Origin of the sequence: Methanobrevibacter sp. (assembly GCF_017427765.1) — an archaeon.
Taxonomy (GTDB): Archaea; Methanobacteriota; Methanobacteria; order Methanobacteriales; family Methanobacteriaceae; genus Methanocatella.
Genome location: NZ_JAFRSC010000007.1, coordinates 20,136 through 40,319, shown reverse-complemented (window position 1 = coordinate 40,319; position 20,184 = coordinate 20,136). Strand labels below are relative to the sequence as shown.

At 33.6% G+C, this 20,184-nt stretch carries 22 protein-coding genes and 2 tRNA genes; 5 read left to right on the top strand and 19 right to left on the bottom strand.

Going from position 1 to position 20,184, the window contains the following annotated elements:
* From IJL02_RS01600 to IJL02_RS01590, 3 genes are all read left to right on the top strand, one after another.
* A partial coding sequence (locus IJL02_RS01600) for a hypothetical protein (RefSeq protein ID WP_292808327.1) occupies nt 1-427 on the top strand: 427 nt, incomplete at its 5' end.
* Nucleotides 428-745: 318 nt separating this feature from the next.
* Nucleotides 746-1,795, top strand: a complete 1,050-nt coding sequence (locus tag IJL02_RS01595; protein ID WP_292808325.1) for an acyltransferase — start codon at nt 746-748, stop codon at nt 1,793-1,795.
* Nucleotides 1,796-1,913: 118 nt separating this feature from the next.
* Nucleotides 1,914-2,165, top strand: coding sequence for a hypothetical protein (locus tag IJL02_RS01590; protein WP_292808323.1), 252 nt, complete (start codon nt 1,914-1,916; stop codon nt 2,163-2,165).
* Nucleotides 2,166-2,234: 69 nt separating this feature from the next.
* Here IJL02_RS01590 and IJL02_RS01585 read toward each other — a convergent pair whose 3' ends face one another.
* The 8 genes from IJL02_RS01585 to tgtA form a co-directional block, all read right to left on the bottom strand.
* Nucleotides 2,235-3,158: a DUF1848 domain-containing protein gene (locus tag IJL02_RS01585; RefSeq protein ID WP_292808321.1), complete on the bottom strand. Its 924-nt coding sequence runs from the start codon at nt 3,156-3,158 to the stop codon at nt 2,235-2,237.
* Between the two features lie 24 nt (nt 3,159-3,182).
* On the bottom strand, nt 3,183-4,340 hold the full coding sequence (locus IJL02_RS01580) for a thiolase domain-containing protein (RefSeq protein ID WP_292808319.1): 1,158 nt from the start codon (nt 4,338-4,340) through the stop codon (nt 3,183-3,185).
* Nucleotides 4,341-4,352: 12 nt separating this feature from the next.
* Nucleotides 4,353-5,390 (bottom strand): hydroxymethylglutaryl-CoA synthase, encoded by a 1,038-nt coding sequence (locus IJL02_RS01575; protein ID WP_292808317.1) that lies wholly within the window; start codon nt 5,388-5,390, stop codon nt 4,353-4,355.
* 144 nt (nt 5,391-5,534) lie between these two features.
* Nucleotides 5,535-5,608: transfer RNA gene (locus tag IJL02_RS01570), tRNA-Gly, on the bottom strand.
* A gap of 8 nt (nt 5,609-5,616) precedes the next feature.
* Nucleotides 5,617-5,690, bottom strand: a tRNA-Gly gene (locus IJL02_RS01565).
* Nucleotides 5,691-5,743: 53 nt separating this feature from the next.
* Nucleotides 5,744-7,171: a flippase gene (locus tag IJL02_RS01560; protein ID WP_292808315.1), complete on the bottom strand. Its 1,428-nt coding sequence runs from the start codon at nt 7,169-7,171 to the stop codon at nt 5,744-5,746.
* A gap of 9 nt (nt 7,172-7,180) precedes the next feature.
* Entirely contained in the window at nt 7,181-7,849 is a 669-nt protein-coding gene (locus IJL02_RS01555) for a class I SAM-dependent methyltransferase (RefSeq protein ID WP_292808313.1), read from the bottom strand.
* A gap of 4 nt (nt 7,850-7,853) precedes the next feature.
* Nucleotides 7,854-9,833: a tRNA guanosine(15) transglycosylase TgtA gene (gene tgtA, locus IJL02_RS01550; RefSeq protein WP_292808311.1), complete on the bottom strand. Its 1,980-nt coding sequence runs from the start codon at nt 9,831-9,833 to the stop codon at nt 7,854-7,856.
* 261 nt (nt 9,834-10,094) lie between these two features.
* On the opposite strand from tgtA, the gene IJL02_RS01545 reads away from it, so the two are divergent.
* Nucleotides 10,095-11,318, top strand: coding sequence for an MnmC family methyltransferase (locus IJL02_RS01545; protein ID WP_292808309.1), 1,224 nt, complete (start codon nt 10,095-10,097; stop codon nt 11,316-11,318).
* Here IJL02_RS01545 and IJL02_RS01540 read toward each other — a convergent pair.
* From IJL02_RS01540 to IJL02_RS01500, 9 genes are all read right to left on the bottom strand, one after another.
* The gene (locus IJL02_RS01540; protein ID WP_292808308.1) at nt 11,303-13,165 is read right to left on the bottom strand and encodes a carboxypeptidase-like regulatory domain-containing protein; all 1,863 of its coding nucleotides are present in this window, start codon (nt 13,163-13,165) and stop codon (nt 11,303-11,305) included. The two genes, IJL02_RS01545 and IJL02_RS01540, sit on opposite strands and share 16 nt — an antisense overlap.
* Nucleotides 13,166-13,551: 386 nt before the next feature.
* Complete coding sequence (gene glmS / locus IJL02_RS01535) at nt 13,552-15,336, bottom strand: glutamine--fructose-6-phosphate transaminase (isomerizing) (protein ID WP_292808306.1); 1,785 nt, start codon at nt 15,334-15,336, stop codon at nt 13,552-13,554.
* Entirely contained in the window at nt 15,337-16,056 is a 720-nt protein-coding gene (gene cobA / locus IJL02_RS01530) for a uroporphyrinogen-III C-methyltransferase (RefSeq protein ID WP_292808304.1), read from the bottom strand.
* 8 nt (nt 16,057-16,064) lie between these two features.
* On the bottom strand, nt 16,065-16,709 hold the full coding sequence (gene purQ, locus IJL02_RS01525; RefSeq protein ID WP_292808302.1) for a phosphoribosylformylglycinamidine synthase subunit PurQ: 645 nt from the start codon (nt 16,707-16,709) through the stop codon (nt 16,065-16,067).
* Between the two features lie 10 nt (nt 16,710-16,719).
* Entirely contained in the window at nt 16,720-16,986 is a 267-nt protein-coding gene (purS, locus tag IJL02_RS01520; RefSeq protein ID WP_292808300.1) for a phosphoribosylformylglycinamidine synthase subunit PurS, read from the bottom strand.
* An 8-nt stretch (nt 16,987-16,994) separates the two neighbouring features.
* Nucleotides 16,995-17,726 (bottom strand): phosphoribosylaminoimidazolesuccinocarboxamide synthase, encoded by a 732-nt coding sequence (gene purC, locus IJL02_RS01515; RefSeq protein ID WP_292808298.1) that lies wholly within the window; start codon nt 17,724-17,726, stop codon nt 16,995-16,997.
* 95 nt (nt 17,727-17,821) lie between these two features.
* Nucleotides 17,822-18,424 (bottom strand): hypothetical protein, encoded by a 603-nt coding sequence (locus tag IJL02_RS01510; RefSeq protein WP_292808296.1) that lies wholly within the window; start codon nt 18,422-18,424, stop codon nt 17,822-17,824.
* 9 nt (nt 18,425-18,433) lie between these two features.
* A complete protein-coding gene (locus IJL02_RS01505; protein ID WP_292808294.1) occupies nt 18,434-18,718 on the bottom strand; it encodes a hypothetical protein in 285 nt (94 codons plus the stop codon).
* Nucleotides 18,719-18,723: 5 nt separating this feature from the next.
* Complete coding sequence (locus IJL02_RS01500) at nt 18,724-19,083, bottom strand: flagellar protein, FliL (protein WP_292808292.1); 360 nt, start codon at nt 19,081-19,083, stop codon at nt 18,724-18,726.
* A gap of 96 nt (nt 19,084-19,179) precedes the next feature.
* On the opposite strand from IJL02_RS01500, the gene IJL02_RS01495 reads away from it, so the two are divergent.
* Nucleotides 19,180-19,389, top strand: coding sequence for a hypothetical protein (locus tag IJL02_RS01495; RefSeq protein WP_292808290.1), 210 nt, complete (start codon nt 19,180-19,182; stop codon nt 19,387-19,389).
* Here the strand turns inward: IJL02_RS01495 and IJL02_RS01490 are convergent.
* Nucleotides 19,386-19,763 carry a DUF2283 domain-containing protein gene (locus IJL02_RS01490; protein WP_292808288.1) on the bottom strand — a complete coding sequence of 126 codons (378 nt, stop codon included), beginning with the start codon at nt 19,761-19,763 and terminating at the stop codon, nt 19,386-19,388. The genes IJL02_RS01495 and IJL02_RS01490 overlap by 4 nt on opposite strands.
* Nucleotides 19,750-20,073 (bottom strand): hypothetical protein, encoded by a 324-nt coding sequence (locus IJL02_RS01485; protein ID WP_292808286.1) that lies wholly within the window; start codon nt 20,071-20,073, stop codon nt 19,750-19,752. The genes IJL02_RS01490 and IJL02_RS01485 overlap by 14 nt, the downstream gene beginning before the upstream one ends.
* Nucleotides 20,074-20,184 lie beyond the last annotated feature (111 nt).

The following is a 20,184-nucleotide window of genomic DNA, read 5'->3' as shown; positions in this document are numbered from 1 at the left end:
TACTAAAAAAAGTTTAAATAAACAATTAAAAACTTTTAAAGACAGAAATCATATTTCTGACGAAGAATATCAAGAATGTCACAAACAACTGAAAATGATCAAAGATTTATTCGATTTAAATGATTATAATGAATTCAAAAAGGAAGTACACTCATTAATTAATAGTAAAGATGATTTTTATCCAGTTATTTATAAAATAATTAGAAAATCAATCTTTCCAAGATATAAAAGCTTCATTCACCACTTAAAAGATAAACGAATTGAAAAAACAAGTAACAAAATTGAAAATGCCTTTCAAAAAACAATGCCAAAATCAAGAAAACGAACATTCAAGACCAAACGAGGCGTTTTAAAACGAATATATCGCAGAGATCTCATTTGGAATGACAATCGCAAAAACGATTTTGAAAATCAACAAAGTTTTTGAAAGAGTCAATATCCATATAATTAGGCTCTGAAATTTCTTTTATTTCATCACTATTTTTAACATCACAATTAAAAGTGGTGAATCATGATTGTTCCGTCTTTGATTTCTTTTAACTAGTTTAATATCCTAATTTGCGCAATGTTATGGAATTGCCTCACTAAAAATAACAAATTAATTATAAACTATTAACAATGTAATATTCAAAACAATAGCAGATATTCACTTAATTTTAAGTATTTTGTTGCTTGAATTTCAGCATCATTTATAATTTAACAACAACATATACAATATTAGGTGATTTGAATTAAGTTTCTTGAATTGAATAATCGAAACAATTCCTTAAATTTATTTAGACTGATTTTTGCAACATTCGTTTTAATCAGACATTCATTTGTTGTATCTGGTGTTGACATAAACAGTTATATGCCCAATTCCATTGATGTTGTCATGTCATTTGCAGTTCCATGCTTTTTTTATATTTCAGGGTATCTAATCACGGCATCTGCAATTAAGAATGATTTCAAAACATTTTTGAAAAAACGTTTGGCCCGTATCTATCCGGCATATTTTATTTGTATTTTACTGATTGTAATCCTATTTGCTCCATTGGCATTTACGATAATAAATAATGGTAATTTTGATCTGGTTTCCTATTTGAATTTGAGCCCCTCACCGGCCAAATTTTTCATTTATGCACTTCCGTTAAACCTATTTGAAAACAATATAGGTACGTTACTTCAAGCCATCAACGCCGACAACTGGAACGTTTCCATATGGACGTTGATGTTTGAGTTTGGATGTTATATTGCCGTGGCAATTGTTGTGATGCTTTTGATGAAAATTAGAATCCGGAAAAACCACTATCCCAAAGTCTTTTTCGCCATTTATCTGCTTCTTGGCATTGCACATACTTTAATACCTGACAGCCCGAGCAAGGTTATGATTTACTTTAAACTTGGACTATATCTCTTTTCAATGTTTTTTGCAGGAGGATTTGTTTATCTTATTAAAGACAAACTTGTATTTTCATTTGAACTATTTGCATTGGCTTTGATTTATTGTGCCGCATGCATGGCATTATTTTCAAGAAACTCCGCCGGAATATACATTGCTATTCCAATGACATATATTCTTCTTGTACTTTCCATTAAAATTAAATCTCCTAAATTCATTAAGGAAAATGACATCTCCTATGGAACATATATCTATGCATGGCCAGTACAGTGTCTTATTGCAATTTTTATTACTTTCAATAACATTAAAATTAGTGTATGGGAATACTTAGTATATGTTTGGATTTTGACAACTTTTTTTGCACTATTGAGCTGGTTTATTATCGAAAAGCCAATATTGAAGAAAGTAAGATGAAGTCTGCAGTAAATGTTTTCATCAAAACAAAGTTAAAGTACATATCTTATTAAATACATACTAAATAATAGTCGTTTTAAATGAGAATTATTCAAAACACATTTGAAGAGGTAAAAAAATGGATAATATAGTGTTTAAAGATTGTGAATATCGTTTCACTGAAAACAATGAATTATACTGTAAAAACAAAACTGGTACCGACATAAACTGCGACAACTGCAAAGAAAATATTCACCTGAACTGTGACAACTTCAGTCCGAAAAAAGATTATTGCCTGAAATTTTTCAAGGAAAATATAAGTGAAGTAACTGAATGCCAAGAAAAAACAGTATTCAGTGATAACGAACTGTCCAGAAAGTGGAGTAATTAGTTAGTATTGTTGAAATGCATGTTTTAACATTCAATTATATTTAGATTAATGAGCCAGGATTGAAAAAAATTAGAATAATCTGGTTTGTGCATCAATATAGCTAGGCTCTGAAATTTCTTTTACAACATCACTATCTTTAACATTACCTATTAAAAGAGGCGAATCTGGATTGTGCAACTTCCAATTCCGTTTAACCAGCTTGGTTGAAAAATTTGCATAACAATACTTACATCCGTGAAGACAGGTATTATATGCTCCAATATCCCTTCCAAATATACAGTCACATTCACGAATTCTGTATTTTCCTTTAGGGATTTTTAAATTATTTCCGATAGCTTTTTCTATCACCTGCTGAGTCATGCATCCGCTTGAATCAAAACCGAACTGGTCAAGCAGTGTTCCTTCAACGCAGGTTTTCATCCGAATACCATATTCTTTAGCAATTTTAGAGAAATTCTCACCAATAATTAACCTTTCATCAGTGGTGACCTCACAAACTTCAGGGAAATTTCTTAAAACCTTCCGGTACAAGTCAATGAAACTTATAGTGCAGTCATTAGTATAATCGGAAATTTCACTTGCAATCTGCTCAAATTTATCAATGTGATAATCCAAGGAGTATTTTTCAGTTATAAAAATCGGGTCATATCTCCATGAAATTTTATTGACACCCAAATAATCAGAAAGTTCTTTAAATGATTTTAAAACCTTTTTGAAATTGGGCACATTTGCTTCAATGTCATTTTCATAAGGAGTAATTGTTACAAACCAGAACTGATTGTAATCATCCAATAAATCAATATTTTTAAGCATCGGCTTTGGATTTTTTGTGCAGAAACATAAACAGTCAATAATCTTAGAATCCAGAGGATATTTATAGATATCATCATTATAAGGATTTCTGGTACATACAAAACCTTCATCAATACGATTAAACAACCATTTACTAAAAAAAGCGGGAATATCAGTTCTTGAACCTGTATTGATTATCATAAAAAAAAGAAAAAGTAAAAGAGATTATAAATCTCTTCCGAAAATGTGTACAACTGCAGTACCACCGGTTCCCCCAATGTTGTGGGACATACCGATTTCTGCACCGTCCACTTGACGTCCGCCAGCTTCTCCTCTGAGTTGCCATACAACTTCAGCAGCCTGAGCAATACCTGTAGCACCTAACGGGTGTCCACGTGCCTTAAGACCACCGGAAGTATTGATTGGGAAATCACCATCAATTTCAGTTTGTCCTTCTTCGATAGCTATTCCTCCTTTACCTTTTTCAGCAAACCCTAAGTCTTCAACTGCTAAAAGTCCGTTGATTGAAAAACAGTCATGCACTTCAGTTAAATCAATATCTTTAACAGTTACTCCTGCCATTTCATAAGCTTTTCTGGAAGCCACTTTGGTAGATTCAATAGTAGTAATGTCTTTTCTGTCGTGTAAGGTTAATGTTCCAGAAGCCTGTGCAGAAGCTTTTACATAAATCGGAGTATCTGTGTATTTTTTAGCATCTTCAGCAGGAACCATTACAATTGCTGCTGCCCCGTCACTTACCGGAGAACAGTCGAGTAAAGTTAATGGATCAGCCACCATAGTTGAATTGATAACTTTATCAACACTTACCTCAAATGGGAATTGTGCATTTGGATTTTTGGATGCGTTTTTATGGTTTACCACTGAAAACTGTGCTAACTGCTCACGGGTGGTACCGTATTCATGCATGTGTCTTTTTGCAATCATTGCATATAAAGACGGGAATGTAGCTCCTTGCTGTGCTTCCCATTCCTGATCTGATGCAGTAGCAATAGCTGGGGTAGCGTCAACAACATCAGTCATTTTTTCTACACCTGCAGAGATTACCACATCATGAAAACCTGATGCAACTGCCATGATTCCTTGTCTTAAAGCCAATCCTCCTGAAGCACAAGCAGCTTCAACTCTTGTGGTTGGAACAGGATTAAGACCTACATGGTCTGAAATAAGTGCTGCAATGTGTTCTTGTTCAACAAACAGTCCGGAGGACATGTTTCCAACAAACATTGCTTCGATATCATCACCGTCAATACCTGCATCGACTAAAGCTTTCACTCCAGCTTCAGCAATTAAATCTCTAAAAGATGAATCCCATAATTCACCAAATTTGGTTTGTGAAACTCCTATAATCGCAACATCTCTCATATTCAAGCCCCCTTACATTTTAATTTTGCCTTTGAATTTAGCATAAACAGCATAATCGACATATGTTTTATCGTCAATTATTTCCTGTGTTTTTGGAGCTAATTCTCTACGTTCAACAATTTCATCTTTAACAGTTATTGAAAAACCGTCACTTCCTGCACCGGACCCATATGAGATGACAAAAATTTTATCTCCAGGTTCAGCAACATCCAAAATATTGGATAAAGCCAATGGTACGGCACCAGAATAAGTGTTTCCAATATTAGGAGTTAATAAACCCTGTTTGATTTGTTCGGATGTGAATCCTAATTTTTTACCGGCCCTTAAGTAAAATTTACCGTTTGGCTGGTGGAAACATGCATAATCATAATCTTCAGGTTTTGAATCTGTTTGGTCAAATAACATTTTTGCAGCGCTTAAAACATGCTTGAAGTAAGCAGGCTCTCCTGTAAAACGGCCTCCGTGAGACGGATAGTCCTGACCTTCCCTTCTGTAGAAATCAGGAGTGTCTGTTGTAAAACTGCATGTGTGATCAATATCAGCTATTGTGTTGTCATTACCAATAATGTAAGCTGCACCACCTGCGGATGCAGTATATTCAAGAGCATCACCGGGAGCTCCCTGTGATGTATCAGCACCAATAGCCAATGCATATTCAACCATACCTGATTCTACAAGACCCATGGACATTTGAATGCCTGCTGTTCCTGCTTTACATGCAAATTCCAAATCAGCTGCAGTTAACTTTGGAGTTGCACAAACAGCTTCAGCAACAATGGAAGCTGTCGGTTTAACTGCATAAGGGTGAGATTCAGAACCAACATAAACAGCACCAATCTTACTTGGATCAATTTGAGCTCTTCTAAGAGCATATCTAGCTGCAGTAACTGCAATGGTTGCAGTATCTTCATCAGCAGAAGGAACGGATTTTTCATTAACAACCAATCCGTTTGATAAGGCTACAGGATCATCCCCCCATACCTTAGCAATTTCTTCTACCTTAATTCTATATGATGGCACATGCGCACCATATCCTACTATTCCTACCATTAAATCACCTTAAATAATAATCTTAAACGACATTAAAAATTAATTTAATTATTAATATTTTATATTTAGTATTATATAAAATTAACTAAAAAATAGCTATTTTTAAACAAAATAAGAATTTTAAAAAAAGAATTTTTTACAAGATGCAGTTGCCGGGATTCGAACCCGGGTTGTAGGCTTGGAAGGCCCAAGTAATAACCAGACTATACCACAACTGCATAAAAAGTGCGGCGTCCGGGATTTGAACCCGGGTCGCTAACGTGGCAGGCTAGAGTCTTAACCAGGCTGGACTAACACCGCATAAAAACTAACAACAAATAAACTTATGTTTTAATATTATATAAACCTTTGCATTATCTTCCTATTATCTGTTTAATTATTAGTTTATCATCTTGATCAACTGTTCTTAAAATGAAAATTACCGCAAAGTAAACCACTAATGATACCGGCATTGCAATCCACATATTGATATGTAAAACATATAAAACGATTCCTAAAACACCTGATGCTACAGATATTCTTAAAACATCAAATACAAAGTGTTTATTTGGAAGTTGATTAATCTTTTTAATCATGTACATTTCTAAAACCAATATTAATATTTCACTTAAAACGGTTGCCACAGAAGCACCATAAACTGAATATTTTGGTATTAAAAATAAATTTAAAATCACATTGAATAAAGCCGCAACTGAATATATTTTTGTAACAGAATATTCTTTATGAGATGCATTTAAAATTAATGAGCAAGCCCCATTAACAAATAAGAAACAAACTGTCCAGATTAACACTTTTAAAACACCTCCAGCTTCAATATATTCCGCCCCATAAATTGCAATAATATCGTTCCCATAAAAAAAAGTAAATATGGCAATTGGAACCGTTGCAAGCAATAAATATTTCATAGATTTTACAAAACTAAGATGTAAAATATCTTTTTCATTTTTGAATAATTTGCTCATAACTGGGAAAATGACCGCAGTGTAAATTGAATAGAATAATGTTAAAACACTAATTAATTTATATGCTGAATTATAGAGCCCAGTATTGTAAGTTGTTGAGAAATGTGAAATCATTACTAAATCAATGGAATAATATATTGTGTAAAAAATTCCAGATAAAGCAAATGGGATGCCTGCTTTGATTAACAGTTTATAACAGTTAATATCAAAAGAAAATTTAGGTTTAATGAAATGTTTTCTTAAAGTGATGATTTCATAAAACAATGCTGTTAGATTAGCAAAAATATATGCAAAAGTGATTCCGAACAAACCATAATCAGTAAAAGTGACAAAGATAATTAAAATAAGGGTCAATACATTTAAAATTGTATTGGTAATAGCCTGGTACTTCATCTGCTCATGTGATTGGAATGAAGAAAATATTACATTTTCAAAAGATTTAATCAGACTTTCAAATGCATACAACATACAAAATATTATTACGTAATTATCCCAACCAATGATTATCGAAGCTAAAAAAACAACAATTAAATAGAATATTGATAAAAATAACTTAAGAGATATAGCATTATTCAAATAAATATCTTCTTTTTCTATATCCGTTGAAATTGCCCGAACAATAAAAGCAGTTACACCAAAATCAGCAAGAGCAATGAAAAGAACAGAAAAAGATACTGCAGTTCCAAAAATACCATAATCAGATGGGCCCAAATATCTTGCCATTAATATTGTCCAAACAAATGCACATGCACTAGTGATGATTTGTGAAACCATCAACCAACTTACATTTGCAAATATTGTTCTTACTTTACTTACCATAGTCAAACCTTAAATTTTTCTTGCTAAAACACAAATCCACTCATTTTCTTCATTTAGATAGGCTTTAAAATCCTTAAATCCTGTTTTTTCAAGAGATTCCTTTAGGACATCCTCTGAATAGATTTTCATATCCAGAAGTTCCACCAAGTCATCGTACTTTTCCATTTCACCTTCTCTGTAAACTGCTTCATTACAGAAAAATACCAAACCGTCTTTTTTAAGGACCCTATTTACTTCTTTTAAGTCATTGATAAAATCCGGCCAGAAATATATTGTTTCAAAACCGGTTACAATATCAAAAGTTTCATCATAAAAAGGCATATCTGAAACAGAACCCTGAAGGACGTTAACAATGCCTTGATTAATAAATTCCTGGTTTAATTTAGTGGATTTTTCAACACTTACTTCCGAATAGTCAATTCCAACAACACGACCGTTTTGTGAAATCTGTTCGGCAAATCGCTGAATGTTTCTTCCACCTCCACAACCGATATCAAGGATTTTGCTGTCTTCAGCAATTTCAAAGTGACTTACTCCCCATTGAGCCATTGACTCATGGGATTTGTTCATTCTATCCAGTATCTGATGGCCCAGCTCACCAACAGGTTTTCTTGCATTTTTGATTAGCTCCTTGTCTTCAATATTGTGACCTGTGTTAACTTTATCATTTTCACTCATATTATCACTTTTTCATTCCTTTTCTGGTTTTAATGGCCTGACCGGTCATGAACTCTTTTATCTCACATGCTCCTAAAAGAGATTTGCCGTAAGCCAGCAATTTATCTTCTTCACTGACAATTAAAACTTCGTCCTTTGCACGGATACTGTCATCACAGTCAACTACAAATTTGCAGAATACACTTTTTCCGTCAAGTGCAAACGGTTCTGAGTCCTTATTGACGACAACCCTGTTTTGCGGATAAGGCATTTTATTGTGCAGTCTTTTTGCTCCTTCTTTTGATAATATCAGATAGGAATCAGATGCCCTCATATTGACAATCAATACTTTGCCGTCATATATATGTCTGATTTTTCCTGTTTTTTTACTTTTCTCGATGTTGATGTTGCCTGTAAATAATGCTTCACCTGCGCCAACACCAAACTGATAATCCGCAATGGCCTTGATTTTTTTAATATCATCCTTTTTATATCTTATTTCATCTGAAGCAGTGCATTTATTGTAAAGACCCATTTCCAAATCTTTTACAATCCTTGAGTGAATCAGGACCTGATTGTAATATTCGACAAATTCCGTAATGAAATCTTCTAAAAATTCAATGCTGTCAACATCTCTTGTTTTTGGAGCATCGCTTTGGCTTAAAGGATATACTTCATCGATTTCCAATGGAACTAATCCGAATGGAATATCAAGTACCATGAAATCTGTATCATCCAAGTCCAATTCCTGTTCTACACCATATGTGTAGAATTCTCCCAGTTTGCCTGATACGAATTTTGAGTAAGGTTTTCTTGAAGGAGGAAGAATTACGAGATTACTTTTTTTAGGCATGTTGCGTAGTTTTTGCATGTGCCTTAAGACTTCCGGCCTGCATAATGATTCCGAACCGGTGTAGAAAAATGCTGACTTTTTACTTCTCGGATCATATTTTTCCAAATCTTTTGAGTAATTGCCGAGTTGTCTTACTGCTTCAAGAAGTGCAGGATGAGCACGACATCTCTCTTCTACCAGTTCCATTAAATTTCCATCATAAATAGCTTGCCTGATTAGTCTTAACTCTGCAAATGAAACATGCAAATTGTGTTGGGCTATCAAATCTCTTCTCTTTTCTTTCGGCATGGCCCTTAAGTCATCAGGAGTGTAATTGGTACATACTTCACAAGAACAAGGCATTTCCTGCAAGTTTTCCAATTTAAAGGTTCCTCTTGTTGACAAAAGCCTGTCATCTTCAGCATATAAAATATAAGCCGCTGAGTCAAACAAATCGCAGCCCATTGCAACACAAAGAGCAAAAATCATAGGATGTCCTGCACCCATCAGATGGCGGGGAACGGTGTCTGATAACTCTTTCATTGAGTTCATCACAACATCAACCAAATCCTTGTAATGATATGACTCCATTAAAGGAACTACTGCTCCGATAGGATATAAATCCGCATCAAGCTTTGATAATTCACGGGCACATTCTCTTCTCAAATCCATGTAAGTTGAACCCTGAACTACTGAGTTTAAAAGCATTTCAATATTATGTTCCTTTTTATACTCGACCGCTTCTTTTGCCCTTTCAAGAGTAATTTCCAAATCGCTTTCGGCTTTTTCTCTGTCCACAAAAGGAGCTGTTGGAATATCGAGACTTGTTCCTATGTCTGTCTTGATTAATTCCTGAAACTCAATGACTTCCTTGTTTGTAATTTCAACATCCCCATAAACGGATAACTGGAAAGAACCGGAATCCGTCATTACAGGTCCGTCAAAGTGAATCAGTTCATGCAATCCTTTCTCAATTGCCTCTTTTTTTAGCTCCTCATCCTTGTAAATCAGATATGCATTGGTAATTACAATATCCGCACCATATTTGCCAACATCTATCGCCTGTTTGCGCGGATGAATAACCGGCATTAATGCAGGAGTTTTAACATCCCCATGTTTTGTTTTTAAAACTCCAACACGCCCCATATTATCTTTAGCTTTAATTTCAAACATTTATTTAACCCTAGTCATTTATTTAGTGAACATTATTTTAATTCAAAAATAGGATAAAAATATTAAGTTCACACAAAAATCATATCCAAAAAGATAGTTTTGGAATTTCAAATATCTAAATAAACATTAAATTAGAAATTATATAAATTTTGCTCAACTGGAAATTGAAAAGTCATTTCTGTTTATTAAAAAATGAGATTATGGAAAATTGATTTTAGAAAATTTTTTAAAAAGAAAAACTAAAAATTTAATTTAGATAAAATGAGTTATGAAAATGATGCCCGGATAATTAGTGATGATGTGTTCGATTTAATCAACCAATATTTCGATGAAGAAAGAAGTGGTCAGAATATTGAAAGTAGAGTTAATTTTTTTGATACTTACAATGATTATTTTGTTTTAACAGATGATGGATCTTATTCTATTAATTCAAAAGAGATAAATCATAAAGTTGAAACATTACATACATCTACAGGCGCAATAAGTGAGTCATTTGAGAAGTTTATCAAACCTATGAAATTCAGATATGATGAAGATATAGCCATTCTCGACATTTGTGCCGGAATCGGATACAACACATCAGCGGCAATTGCCGATTTTATAAAAAATAGCTGTGATTCCAACTTAACAATAGATATGGTGGAAATATCCAAAGCAACTCTAGCATGCGGCCTTTTAGTCCCATCACCAATAAAAGAGCATGACATTACAAAAAAGGCTATTGAAGAGGAACTCATAAAACAGAATTATTCATCATTAAGTCTTGAAAAATCTGAAATACCTGAAAACATTGACATCAATGTTTATATTGAGGATGCAAGACAGACCGTGCAAAAGTTAGATGATGATAGCTATGATGCAATATTTTTAGATCCATTCAGCCAGAACATGGCTCCGGAGTTATTTTCACTTGAATTTTTCAAGGAATTTAGAAGAATTATTAAAGATGACGGCATTGTTGCAACATATACATCTTCCGCACCTGTCAGAGCAGCATTCATCGAAGCAGATTTCTTTATAGGTCAAGGCCCGATTTTTGGAAGAAAACAGGGCGGAACCCTGGCAAGCCCAAATCCTGAAATGCTTGATACTGCCCTTCCAAAAAACGATGAAATAAGGATTGCACTGTCAGACGTTGGAATTCCATTCAGAGACCCTAATTTAAATGATAATAGCGATACTATTTTAGATAGACGAACTGAAGAGCGACATAATGCCCGCCATAATACCAAAATTTCCTCTGCTGTTAAAACACCAATCTTTCTGGCATGTGAAATGGATGACGAGAAACTAAAAAGGCGTGTTGAACGCAATTTGGCTAAAATGAATATTCCGTCAACAACATCCGATGAAGCATATTATATCGTCGAATGTGAAAATGACTATACAAAAAAACAGGATAGAACAAATAATTCAAAAAATAGAATTCTAGAAATGAAAAAAAGATTAAAAAAAGTTAAATCAGGAAATTATGCCGCTACATAATCTCCGCTTTTTAAATCATATGCATCTGACTTACTACATGAGTGAGTCGGTGTTACAACAGTCAAGTCTCCACCGGATCCGCCATGGTTATGGCCGAATACTGACCAGTCACTGTCACATTTTGCACAGACAATTATACCTTCAGCGCTACTTCCCTCACCATTTCCTGTTGCCGGGAAAGTACCCCAGTTGGCAGTCTCAGAACCTGCAAAGAAGATGCTCCAATAGAGTTCATGGCTTCCGCAATATGAGCATGTCCTATTGAATTCAGTTGCATAGAATGTATAACCATATTTACTGAGTTCACCTGAAGCAGAAGCTCTACCAATAGCCAATATAGTCAATCCATCATCTGAAACACCATATTTGTCATAGGTTTTTCCACTGCTTGAAGGATAAACCTCAATAGTTTTGGTTAATGTGTAACCTGTAGATAAATCCTTACAAGTCACTTTATAAGTACCTGCATCAAGTTTGAAATTCAGTGAAGCCGCTCCATTTGAACCTGTTTTGACAGTATTGGTTTTACCATCAAGCGTAATTTGCATATTGGTATTTTTTGCAAGGCTTCCGTCCTGATTTAAAAGAGTTGCAGTAAATACTGAAGACTTATGCTCCCTGGTTACAACATCATTTGCCTTAATTGATGCCAATTTAACAGTGATTTTTGTATTAATGCTTGATTTGGTGTAAGGATCATAGGATTTAAATGTGTATGTACCTTTAGCCAATTTGAAATTAACACTTGCCACACCGTTTGAATCAGTCTTTAAGACTTTCTTAACACCTTTAATATAAACGTAAACCTGAGCGTTTTTAACCAGTTTATCGTTTTTATAAAGTTTTACTTTAAAAGTTGAAGTCCTATCTGAAAAGACAGTCATGGAACTTGCACTCAATGTAGGTGATATCTTAACAGTATTTGCAACCTTTTCACCAGTCTGTGTATTTACAGAATACATCTTAAATGTGGACGGTTTTGAAATGATTGAAATACTTGCCACACCTTTAGAGTTGGTCTTGACACTGAAAGTTTTTCCGTGAGCAATAAACTTGATATATTTATTTGCCATCAGTTTTCCATTTGTACCATAAAATGTTGCAGAAAAGACTTTAGAACTTAAATAATGCTTTGACACATCACTTGCAACAACTGATGTTTTAACAGTAATCTTTTTAGACAACCTATATCCATTCGGATGAACAAGAGTAATTGCATAAGTTCCAGGCTTTAAATTTATAGCAATAGTAGCTACACCTTTGGAATTGGTCTTTACATTATAAGTTTTTCCGCAAATAATGAATTTGGTATTCTTATTTTTCAAGACATTACCTTTACTGTCAAGAAAAGTAGCTGAAAAACCTTTAGAACTTTTATATGTCTTAGTCAAGTCACTAGCTTTTATGGAAGCAGTTACTTTTACATTAGTACTGTTAGATACACTACCATAAGATGTGGAAATCACATAGTTTCCTGCATTTAAATTTAATGGGATGGAAACTTTTCCACTGCTGTCAGTAGTTTGTGTATAACTAACACCATTAACTTTTAAAGTGACTGATGCATTTTTCAAAGGATCGTTGTTCTGCTTTAAAACAACATCATAATTATATCCGCTGTAATATGTTTCAACGTTACTGCTAGCCAATGTATAATTTATATTAGAGGCAGCAGTTAAAGTATCCCCATCTACAGAAATTGAGTTAGCACTACCCGAAGGAGGCTCTTCACCGATTTCACTAGCAATAATGTCGTCAGTTGAATTTGTATCAGCAGCAACAACTGCAGAAATTGACAACATGAATACTAGAGTTATCAGGAATAAACTCATTTTTTTATTAAACATAAACGTTAACTCCACTTAACATTTGTTCGTAATTACTTTTATTACACTTTTTCTATAAAAAGCTTTTGATTTTCAAAAAAAGCTCAAATATGTTAAATTTAAGTAAAATAAACATTTATAAGTTTAAAAATACTTTAAAAAGATTAAATTAATTGAAATTATTAATAAAAGACAAAATTATATTAAAAATGAAATTTTTATAACAAACAATAGCTAACTAAATTTTTATCCACTAAAAAAGTTTAAAGACAGATAATACCCACAAATCAATCATTTCTTAAAAAATAACAAAAAATTACTAATAAAAATAAGAAATAAAATAATTATAATATGTAAAATTAAATTTAAAGCTCAAATAATAAAAAAAGTGAATAAGGTTAAAAAACCTATTCAACAGTTACGCATTTTGCCAAATTTTTAGGTTTGTCAGGGTCATGACCCTTTTCAAGAGTAATGTAATATGCAATCAATTGCAACGGCACAATGTAAACTAAAGGTGCGATAATTTCTTTTACCTCAGAGTTTATTGAAATTACAACATTGGCCTTACTCTTTAGAGATTCATCATCATCAGATCCTATTGCCAATACATTAGCGCCACGTGATTTAACCTCTTCCAAATTACTCATGGTTTTTCTATAGTTATCTCCAGGAGGTATAATGACAACAACAGGTATTCCTTCATCAATTAAAGCCAAAGGACCATGTTTTAGCTCTCCTGCAGCGTATCCTTCACCATGAATATATGAAATTTCTTTAAGTTTCAGAGCACCTTCAAGTGCTGTCGGATATGAGTACCCTCTTCCCAGATAGAAAAAGTCACGTGCATAATTATATCTTGTTGAGATATCCTTGATAGTGTCAACATCCTGTAAAGTCTCATCAATAAATTCAGGAACCCTTTCAAGCTCCTTAAGCAATTCCTGATTATTTGAAAGCAATGCTGCAAACAGATAAATTGAAGTCAGCTGAGCCACATAAGTTTTTGTTGCTGCAACACCAATTTCAGGACCTGCCTGAGTCTGGATAACATAATGTGCCCTTCTGGTAATTGCTGAGCCTGCAACATTTACAATCCCCAAAGTCTTTGAGGTCTGATTGGCAACATCCAATGCCTTAAGGGAATCTGCAGTTTCACCGGATTGGGAAATGAAAATAACTAAAGTCTTATCGTTTAAAGTATTTGCCGAATATTTAAACTCAGATGCAAGAATAACATCAGTTGGAATTCCTGCAAGAGATTCAATCAAATATTTTCCTGTTAATGATGCATGATAAGATGTTCCGCATGCAACAAAGCATATTCTTTGAATGTCATCAATATCATCAATAATTTCCTGAATGTTTTCGGCCTGAGTTAAAGTATTTCTGACAGCTGTTGCCTGTTCATTGATTTCTTTTATCATGAAATGATCATAACCTTCCTTTTCAGCCATTTCAGGAGTCCAGTTAATAGTTTCAATTTCTTTGTTGACCACATTGTCAAATTCATCATGGACAATGACTCCTTCTCGGTCAATAATGACTATTTCACCTTTTTCAGGATAGATTATGTCTTTTGCATATTTTAAAATAGCCGGAGAGTCAGATGCCAGATAATATCCATTATCGCCTAAACCGACAATTAATGGAGAATCTTTACGGGTCGCAACTATTTTATCAGGTTCCTTAGTTGAAATAGCTGCAATTGCATATGCTCCTTCTATAACATCGATTGTTTTTCTAACGGCATGTTCAAGGTCGAATTTTTCATCCATGAACTTTTGAATCAAATGAGGAATTACTTCAGTATCAGTATCTGATTTGAAAACGTGACCTTCAAGAGTTAATTTTTCCTTTATTTCCAAATAGTTTTCAATAATTCCGTTGTGAACGACTGCTACTGTATTTTCTTCATCAACATGAGGATGAGAATTCAATTTGGATGGGTCACCATGTGTTGCCCATCTTACATGAGCAATACCGAAATTACCCGGCATGTCTGTTAAATTTAAGCTATTGTCAACTTCCTGAATCTTTCCCTTATCTTTTTTGATGTGAATTTTACCTTCTGAAAATGTTGCAAGGCCTATTGAATCATAACCTCTGTATTCCAACTTGGAGATACAGTCAAAAAGGATTGATGCGACATCTTCATCTTCTTTTAATATACAACCTACAATTCCACACATCTAATCACCTTGATAATCGTAAATATCCTTATACATGTTTACAACATCCCCGATAATCAATATTGCTGGAGTGTTGATTTTTTTATCTGAAATATCACCCAATGTTCCGAACACCAGGTTTTCATTTGGAAGTGTTCCGCTTTCAATTGCACAAACTGGAGTATCGGCAGAACGATATTTCATAATTTCAGAAGTATTTTCTTTAATATTTCCAATTCCCATCAGAATTACTAAAGTATCTGCAGTATAATCCCAGTGCACTTGGCTTTCAGCTTTTGTCGGATCTTCATGGCCAGTTACAATAGTTAAGGAGGTTGCAACTGCTCTGTGAGTTACAGGTAGTCCCAGTGAAGTTGGTGCTCCAATAGCAGAAGTTACGCCTGGAATAACTTCAAATTTGATATCATGTTCCATTAAAGCCAATATTTCTTCACCACCACGACCAAAGACAAAAGGGTCTCCCCCTTTAAGTCTGACTACATTTTCATGAGTTCTGGCTTGCTCAATTATTAACTCATTAATTTCATCCTGTGTTTTATAATGTTCGCCCGCCTTTTTACCAACATATATTCTTTCAGCAGTATCGGGAGCATGAGCCAATATTTCTTCATTAGCCAAATAGTCATATAAAACAACATCAGCTTTGTTTAGAGCTTTAACAGCTTTAAGAGTTATTAAATCAGCATCTCCAGGTCCTGCACCAATCAAATAAACTACCATTTAAATCACTATAAAAATCCTTTAAAAAAGTTTAAACCATCATCGGAACCAAACAATTCTTCACAAGCCCTTTCAGGGTGAGGCATCATGGCACAAACAAGACCAGATTCATCACATACGCTTGTAATAGCCTCCATAGAACCGTTTGGATTTTTGCCTTCAAACTGCAATACAATTTGGTCTTGATCTTTAATCAAATCAATGTCTTCTGTGTAAAACCTTCCTTCCGCATGAGCAATCGGAAGTTTGATTGTTTGATTGTTCTTGAATGCTTTTGTAAATGGAGTTCTGTTGGTAGCAACCTTCAAATCAACCCATTCACAATTGAATTTAGGATATTCGTTTGTTATGAAAATTCCCGGAACAAGCCCGATTTCTCCTAAAATCTGTGCACCATTACATATTCCTAAAACAGGTTTTTCTTCTTTTACCAATGCTTTGATTCCATCGATTACTGGAGTAATAGAAGCCATTGCTCCTGCCCTTAAGTAATCCCCATAAGAAAATCCTCCAGGAATGACAATACCATCATAGTCTGTGAGGTTTTCTTCACTCCACCAGATGTATTCGGGAGTGAGCCCTGCCAATTCAATGGCCTGTGCAACATCCCTGTCACAATTGGTTCCCGGAAATCTAATTACACCAATTTTCATTTAAATCCCTCTATTTACCACAAGCCATATTCTGTGGAATAACATTGATTTTGTAATTATGAATTACAGGATTACAGAGTAATCTTTCACACATGTCAACTACACTTTCCCTGATTGTCTCTCTGTCTTCGCCTTCCATCTGGAATTTGATGATTTCAACAGTTTTAACATTTTTTACTTCATAGCCCAATAAATCAAGAGACCTTTCAACTTGAGTAGCTTCAGGGTTTAACATACCGTCTTTAAGAGAAATTTTCACTTCAATATCAAATAACATCTAATCACCTAAAAATCAAATTTTTCATCATCAGGAATAATTCTGTTATATACTTCTATATAAGCAGCCATAACTTCGTCATCTTTACCTTTTCTAAATAATTCCTTATCCAACATTTCTAATGTTTCACTATCCCATAATCTGCAACCATCAGGAGATATTTCATCACCTAAAAGAATGTTTCCATCTTTATCCTTACCGAATTCAACTTTAAAGTCAACCAATATAATTCCAGCATCAGCAAAAAATTTGGTTAAAACTTCATTGATTTTTAAAGCTTTTTCAGTTAAGATGTTGATTTCTTCCTGTGTTGCAATACCTAATGCTTTTATTAAGGAATCATTAAGCATAGGGTCGTGATATTCATCATCCTTAAAATCCATTTGTACAATCGGAGGATCAAGTCTTGTTCCATCAGCTATTGGATATTTTCTAACTAAACTGCCTGTGGCAATGTTTCTTACAATCACTTCAATCGGAATCATTTCAAGTTTTTTTGCAAGCATGACATTAGGTTCAGGCAAGTCTATGAATTGGGTTTCAACACCGTTTTCCTCTAAAACCTTGAAAATTTTAGTAGAAATTATGGCATTGTAAGCTCCTTTTTTGTTCATTACCTCTTTTCTTGCACCGTCACCGGCAGTCATATCATCTCTAAACTCGATGATGACTTCATCTTCGTTTTCGGTAGTGAATACACTTTTTACTTTTCCACCATTAATTAACTCTTTTTTGTTCATGATATCAACAAAACTATTAAATTATTATATTATAATTTTTAGTTTAAATATTATATAATACTATTTAATGAGTATTTAAAAAAAGAAAGAAAAAATTATCTTTTACGATTAATTATGCTCATTGAAGAAGCAATCATCAAAGATAATAATATTGCTAAAATTGGGTTCCCAGTTGCTTTAGAATCAGTGAGGGCCTTGACACTACTAGGTTGACTTTTAGCTGCAGTTGCATTTGAAGCGTCTGGTGAATCGTCAATTGGAATGTCAGGGTAGGTTTCATGAACAATGTAGATGATAACTTCCAAATCACAGGAATCATAATATTCATTACTCATATAACCGAATGTTGCTTTTGTCATTCCATCCTGGATTAAAACACTTTCAAAGACTGCACTACCATTTTGAACTTCACTAAAGTAGAGCATCTCACCAATAACTAATGTAGCAGTCCCATTCATTACGGGATTGTCATTTTCATCTAAAACCTCAATAGGAACATCGATTGAATCACCATCCTCACCAATGATCGGGTCAGCCACGATTTTTGTTTTAACATATTGGTCTGTAACGTCCTCAGTGTCCTGGAGGAGATTATCATCCCCGGATGTTAAAACTGTTGAATTATCAGCAGCTGAAACTGATGAAACTGAAATGACTATTAAAAAAATAGACACTACAAAAATCAATTTTTTATTCATAATAACATATTATACTTCATTAATATATGCTACTTGCCCTTTTTTGCGGGCAAACTTCATACCATTCAACTTTCCGTTCGGAAGAATTGACATTATAACAACAGGATAATCATCATCAGGCTTTAAAAACATCTGATGTGTAACGTCCTGGCGGGTTGTAACAGCTATCTTATAATCATTTTCAGTTTTTGTTAGGTCTCCATCCAAAAAGACCTCGTTGAATGTTAGTTCAAGCAAATACTCAGGAAATTCGCAGCTGATTTCGAAATGATTCAATAAATCTTTAAGTATCATTTTAATCATTCCAAGCTTGGGAGATTTGCCTGATCTGAGCCATATGAAGAACCTATAAGTTTGCCGGATTCAGCATCATATTGCCTGAATCCACCATCTTTGTATGTCACTTCACGATAATATCCTTCACCGTTTTGCTCATTGAATTTGACGATTTCACTTACAATGCCACCATCGCCTGAGCTTGAAGAATCAGAACTTTCAGAAGATGCGACATTACTTACTTTATTATTTATTTTTTCTATATTTGAATCGATATTTTCCATATTAACACCTAATCCATCCATGAAAGAATATGCTACAACACCGCCGACGACCAGCAATGCTACGATAATCCCTAAAAGGATTACAATAAAGCTTTTCATACTCTCACCTCTTTTAAGCTTTCAGTAACAATATGAACATATGCCATTAAAATACTTTTCTATCAATTTATATATCAAAAAAAATAATATTAAATCATGGATATGAAAAATGCCACAATACTTCTTATATTTTTATTATGTATTCTAGGTTTGATTGTAGGGGTTTACTATAGCGAATCCAGTGAACCTACAATGAAAACTTATGATACTAAAGAAGTCATTCATGAAGATTCAAACGGAACAATCACCATAAATTTAGAAAAAAAAGAAAATAATGAAAATAGTTTAGATAAGTATTTTACCTAAACTAAAGCTAATTTTACAACCATGTTTGGAATATGGTTAATATTGCTTGCAAATGATTCCATATTTTGTGTGCTTTCAATGTTATCAACCAGCACGCAAAATACTGCATTAAGAGAAATGGACTTTTCTTCCACACAAACATCCATTTTAAAAAAGACAATGTCATCGAAGCTTTTTTTAGGAAGATTAAATCTTTTTGATGCATCGGATACTTCTAAAGATACTGGAACATTATTTAAATCAAAATCAAGTAAAATACCATCGTCCATCTCGACAGTTTCGCCATATTGGAATTCATGATTGACTTTAATGCCCAATACATCAGAAAAGGAATCATATTTATAAATTACTTCTTGAATATTATTTTCTTTCATTATCTCTTCGCCTCCTCATTTTACTAAAAGAATAAACTGTTTTAACAGTTATTTTTTCAAAGTCATCTATCTCAATTATAATGTAAAAATCTTTAGTCTTGAGTTTTTTATGAGGATAAATTAATTTAAAACGATTTTCCATTGTTTTTGAAATGCCTAAAAGCATTTTATCACTCAAACATTCAAATATATAGTCAAAATCCACATCTCTTTCAAACCAATTTTCCAATACATGACTATCCAATCTTAACTCAGAACTATCAAAAGATTTCAAAATTCTTTGTGCATCTTCAATTGTATAATCAAACATTTTTATCCCATTAATTAATTATCAGTTCCTTAAAATCAACAATAGAATATCTGGCCAAATACATAATTGGATTTAGAAACAATGATTATACATAGGTTATTAAAGATATTT

Bases quoted from the DNA above. Each gene is read 5' to 3' on its own strand.
- IJL02_RS01590 (WP_292808323.1), top strand. From the start codon at position 1,914: ATGGATAATATAGTGTTTAAAGATTGTGAATATCGTTTCACTGAAAAC.
- IJL02_RS01585 (WP_292808321.1), bottom strand. From the start codon at position 3,158: ATGATAATCAATACAGGTTCAAGAACTGATATTCCCGCTTTTTTTAGT.
- IJL02_RS01580 (WP_292808319.1), bottom strand. From the start codon at position 4,340: ATGAGAGATGTTGCGATTATAGGAGTTTCACAAACCAAATTTGGTGAA.
- IJL02_RS01575 (WP_292808317.1), bottom strand. From the start codon at position 5,390: ATGGTAGGAATAGTAGGATATGGTGCGCATGTGCCATCATATAGAATT.
- IJL02_RS01560 (WP_292808315.1), bottom strand. From the start codon at position 7,171: ATGGTAAGTAAAGTAAGAACAATATTTGCAAATGTAAGTTGGTTGATG.
- IJL02_RS01555 (WP_292808313.1), bottom strand. From the start codon at position 7,849: ATGAGTGAAAATGATAAAGTTAACACAGGTCACAATATTGAAGACAAG.
- tgtA (WP_292808311.1), bottom strand. From the start codon at position 9,833: ATGTTTGAAATTAAAGCTAAAGATAATATGGGGCGTGTTGGAGTTTTA.
- IJL02_RS01545 (WP_292808309.1), top strand. From the start codon at position 10,095: ATGAGTTATGAAAATGATGCCCGGATAATTAGTGATGATGTGTTCGAT.
- IJL02_RS01540 (WP_292808308.1), bottom strand. From the start codon at position 13,165: ATGTTTAATAAAAAAATGAGTTTATTCCTGATAACTCTAGTATTCATG.
- glmS (WP_292808306.1), bottom strand. From the start codon at position 15,336: ATGTGTGGAATTGTAGGTTGTATATTAAAAGAAGATGAAGATGTCGCA.
- cobA (WP_292808304.1), bottom strand. From the start codon at position 16,056: ATGGTAGTTTATTTGATTGGTGCAGGACCTGGAGATGCTGATTTAATA.
- purQ (WP_292808302.1), bottom strand. From the start codon at position 16,709: ATGAAAATTGGTGTAATTAGATTTCCGGGAACCAATTGTGACAGGGAT.
- purS (WP_292808300.1), bottom strand. From the start codon at position 16,986: ATGTTATTTGATATTGAAGTGAAAATTTCTCTTAAAGACGGTATGTTA.
- purC (WP_292808298.1), bottom strand. From the start codon at position 17,726: ATGAACAAAAAAGAGTTAATTAATGGTGGAAAAGTAAAAAGTGTATTC.
- IJL02_RS01510 (WP_292808296.1), bottom strand. From the start codon at position 18,424: ATGAATAAAAAATTGATTTTTGTAGTGTCTATTTTTTTAATAGTCATT.
- IJL02_RS01505 (WP_292808294.1), bottom strand. From the start codon at position 18,718: ATGATACTTAAAGATTTATTGAATCATTTCGAAATCAGCTGCGAATTT.
- IJL02_RS01500 (WP_292808292.1), bottom strand. From the start codon at position 19,083: ATGAAAAGCTTTATTGTAATCCTTTTAGGGATTATCGTAGCATTGCTG.
- IJL02_RS01495 (WP_292808290.1), top strand. From the start codon at position 19,180: ATGGATATGAAAAATGCCACAATACTTCTTATATTTTTATTATGTATT.
- IJL02_RS01490 (WP_292808288.1), bottom strand. From the start codon at position 19,763: ATGAAAGAAAATAATATTCAAGAAGTAATTTATAAATATGATTCCTTT.
- IJL02_RS01485 (WP_292808286.1), bottom strand. From the start codon at position 20,073: ATGTTTGATTATACAATTGAAGATGCACAAAGAATTTTGAAATCTTTT.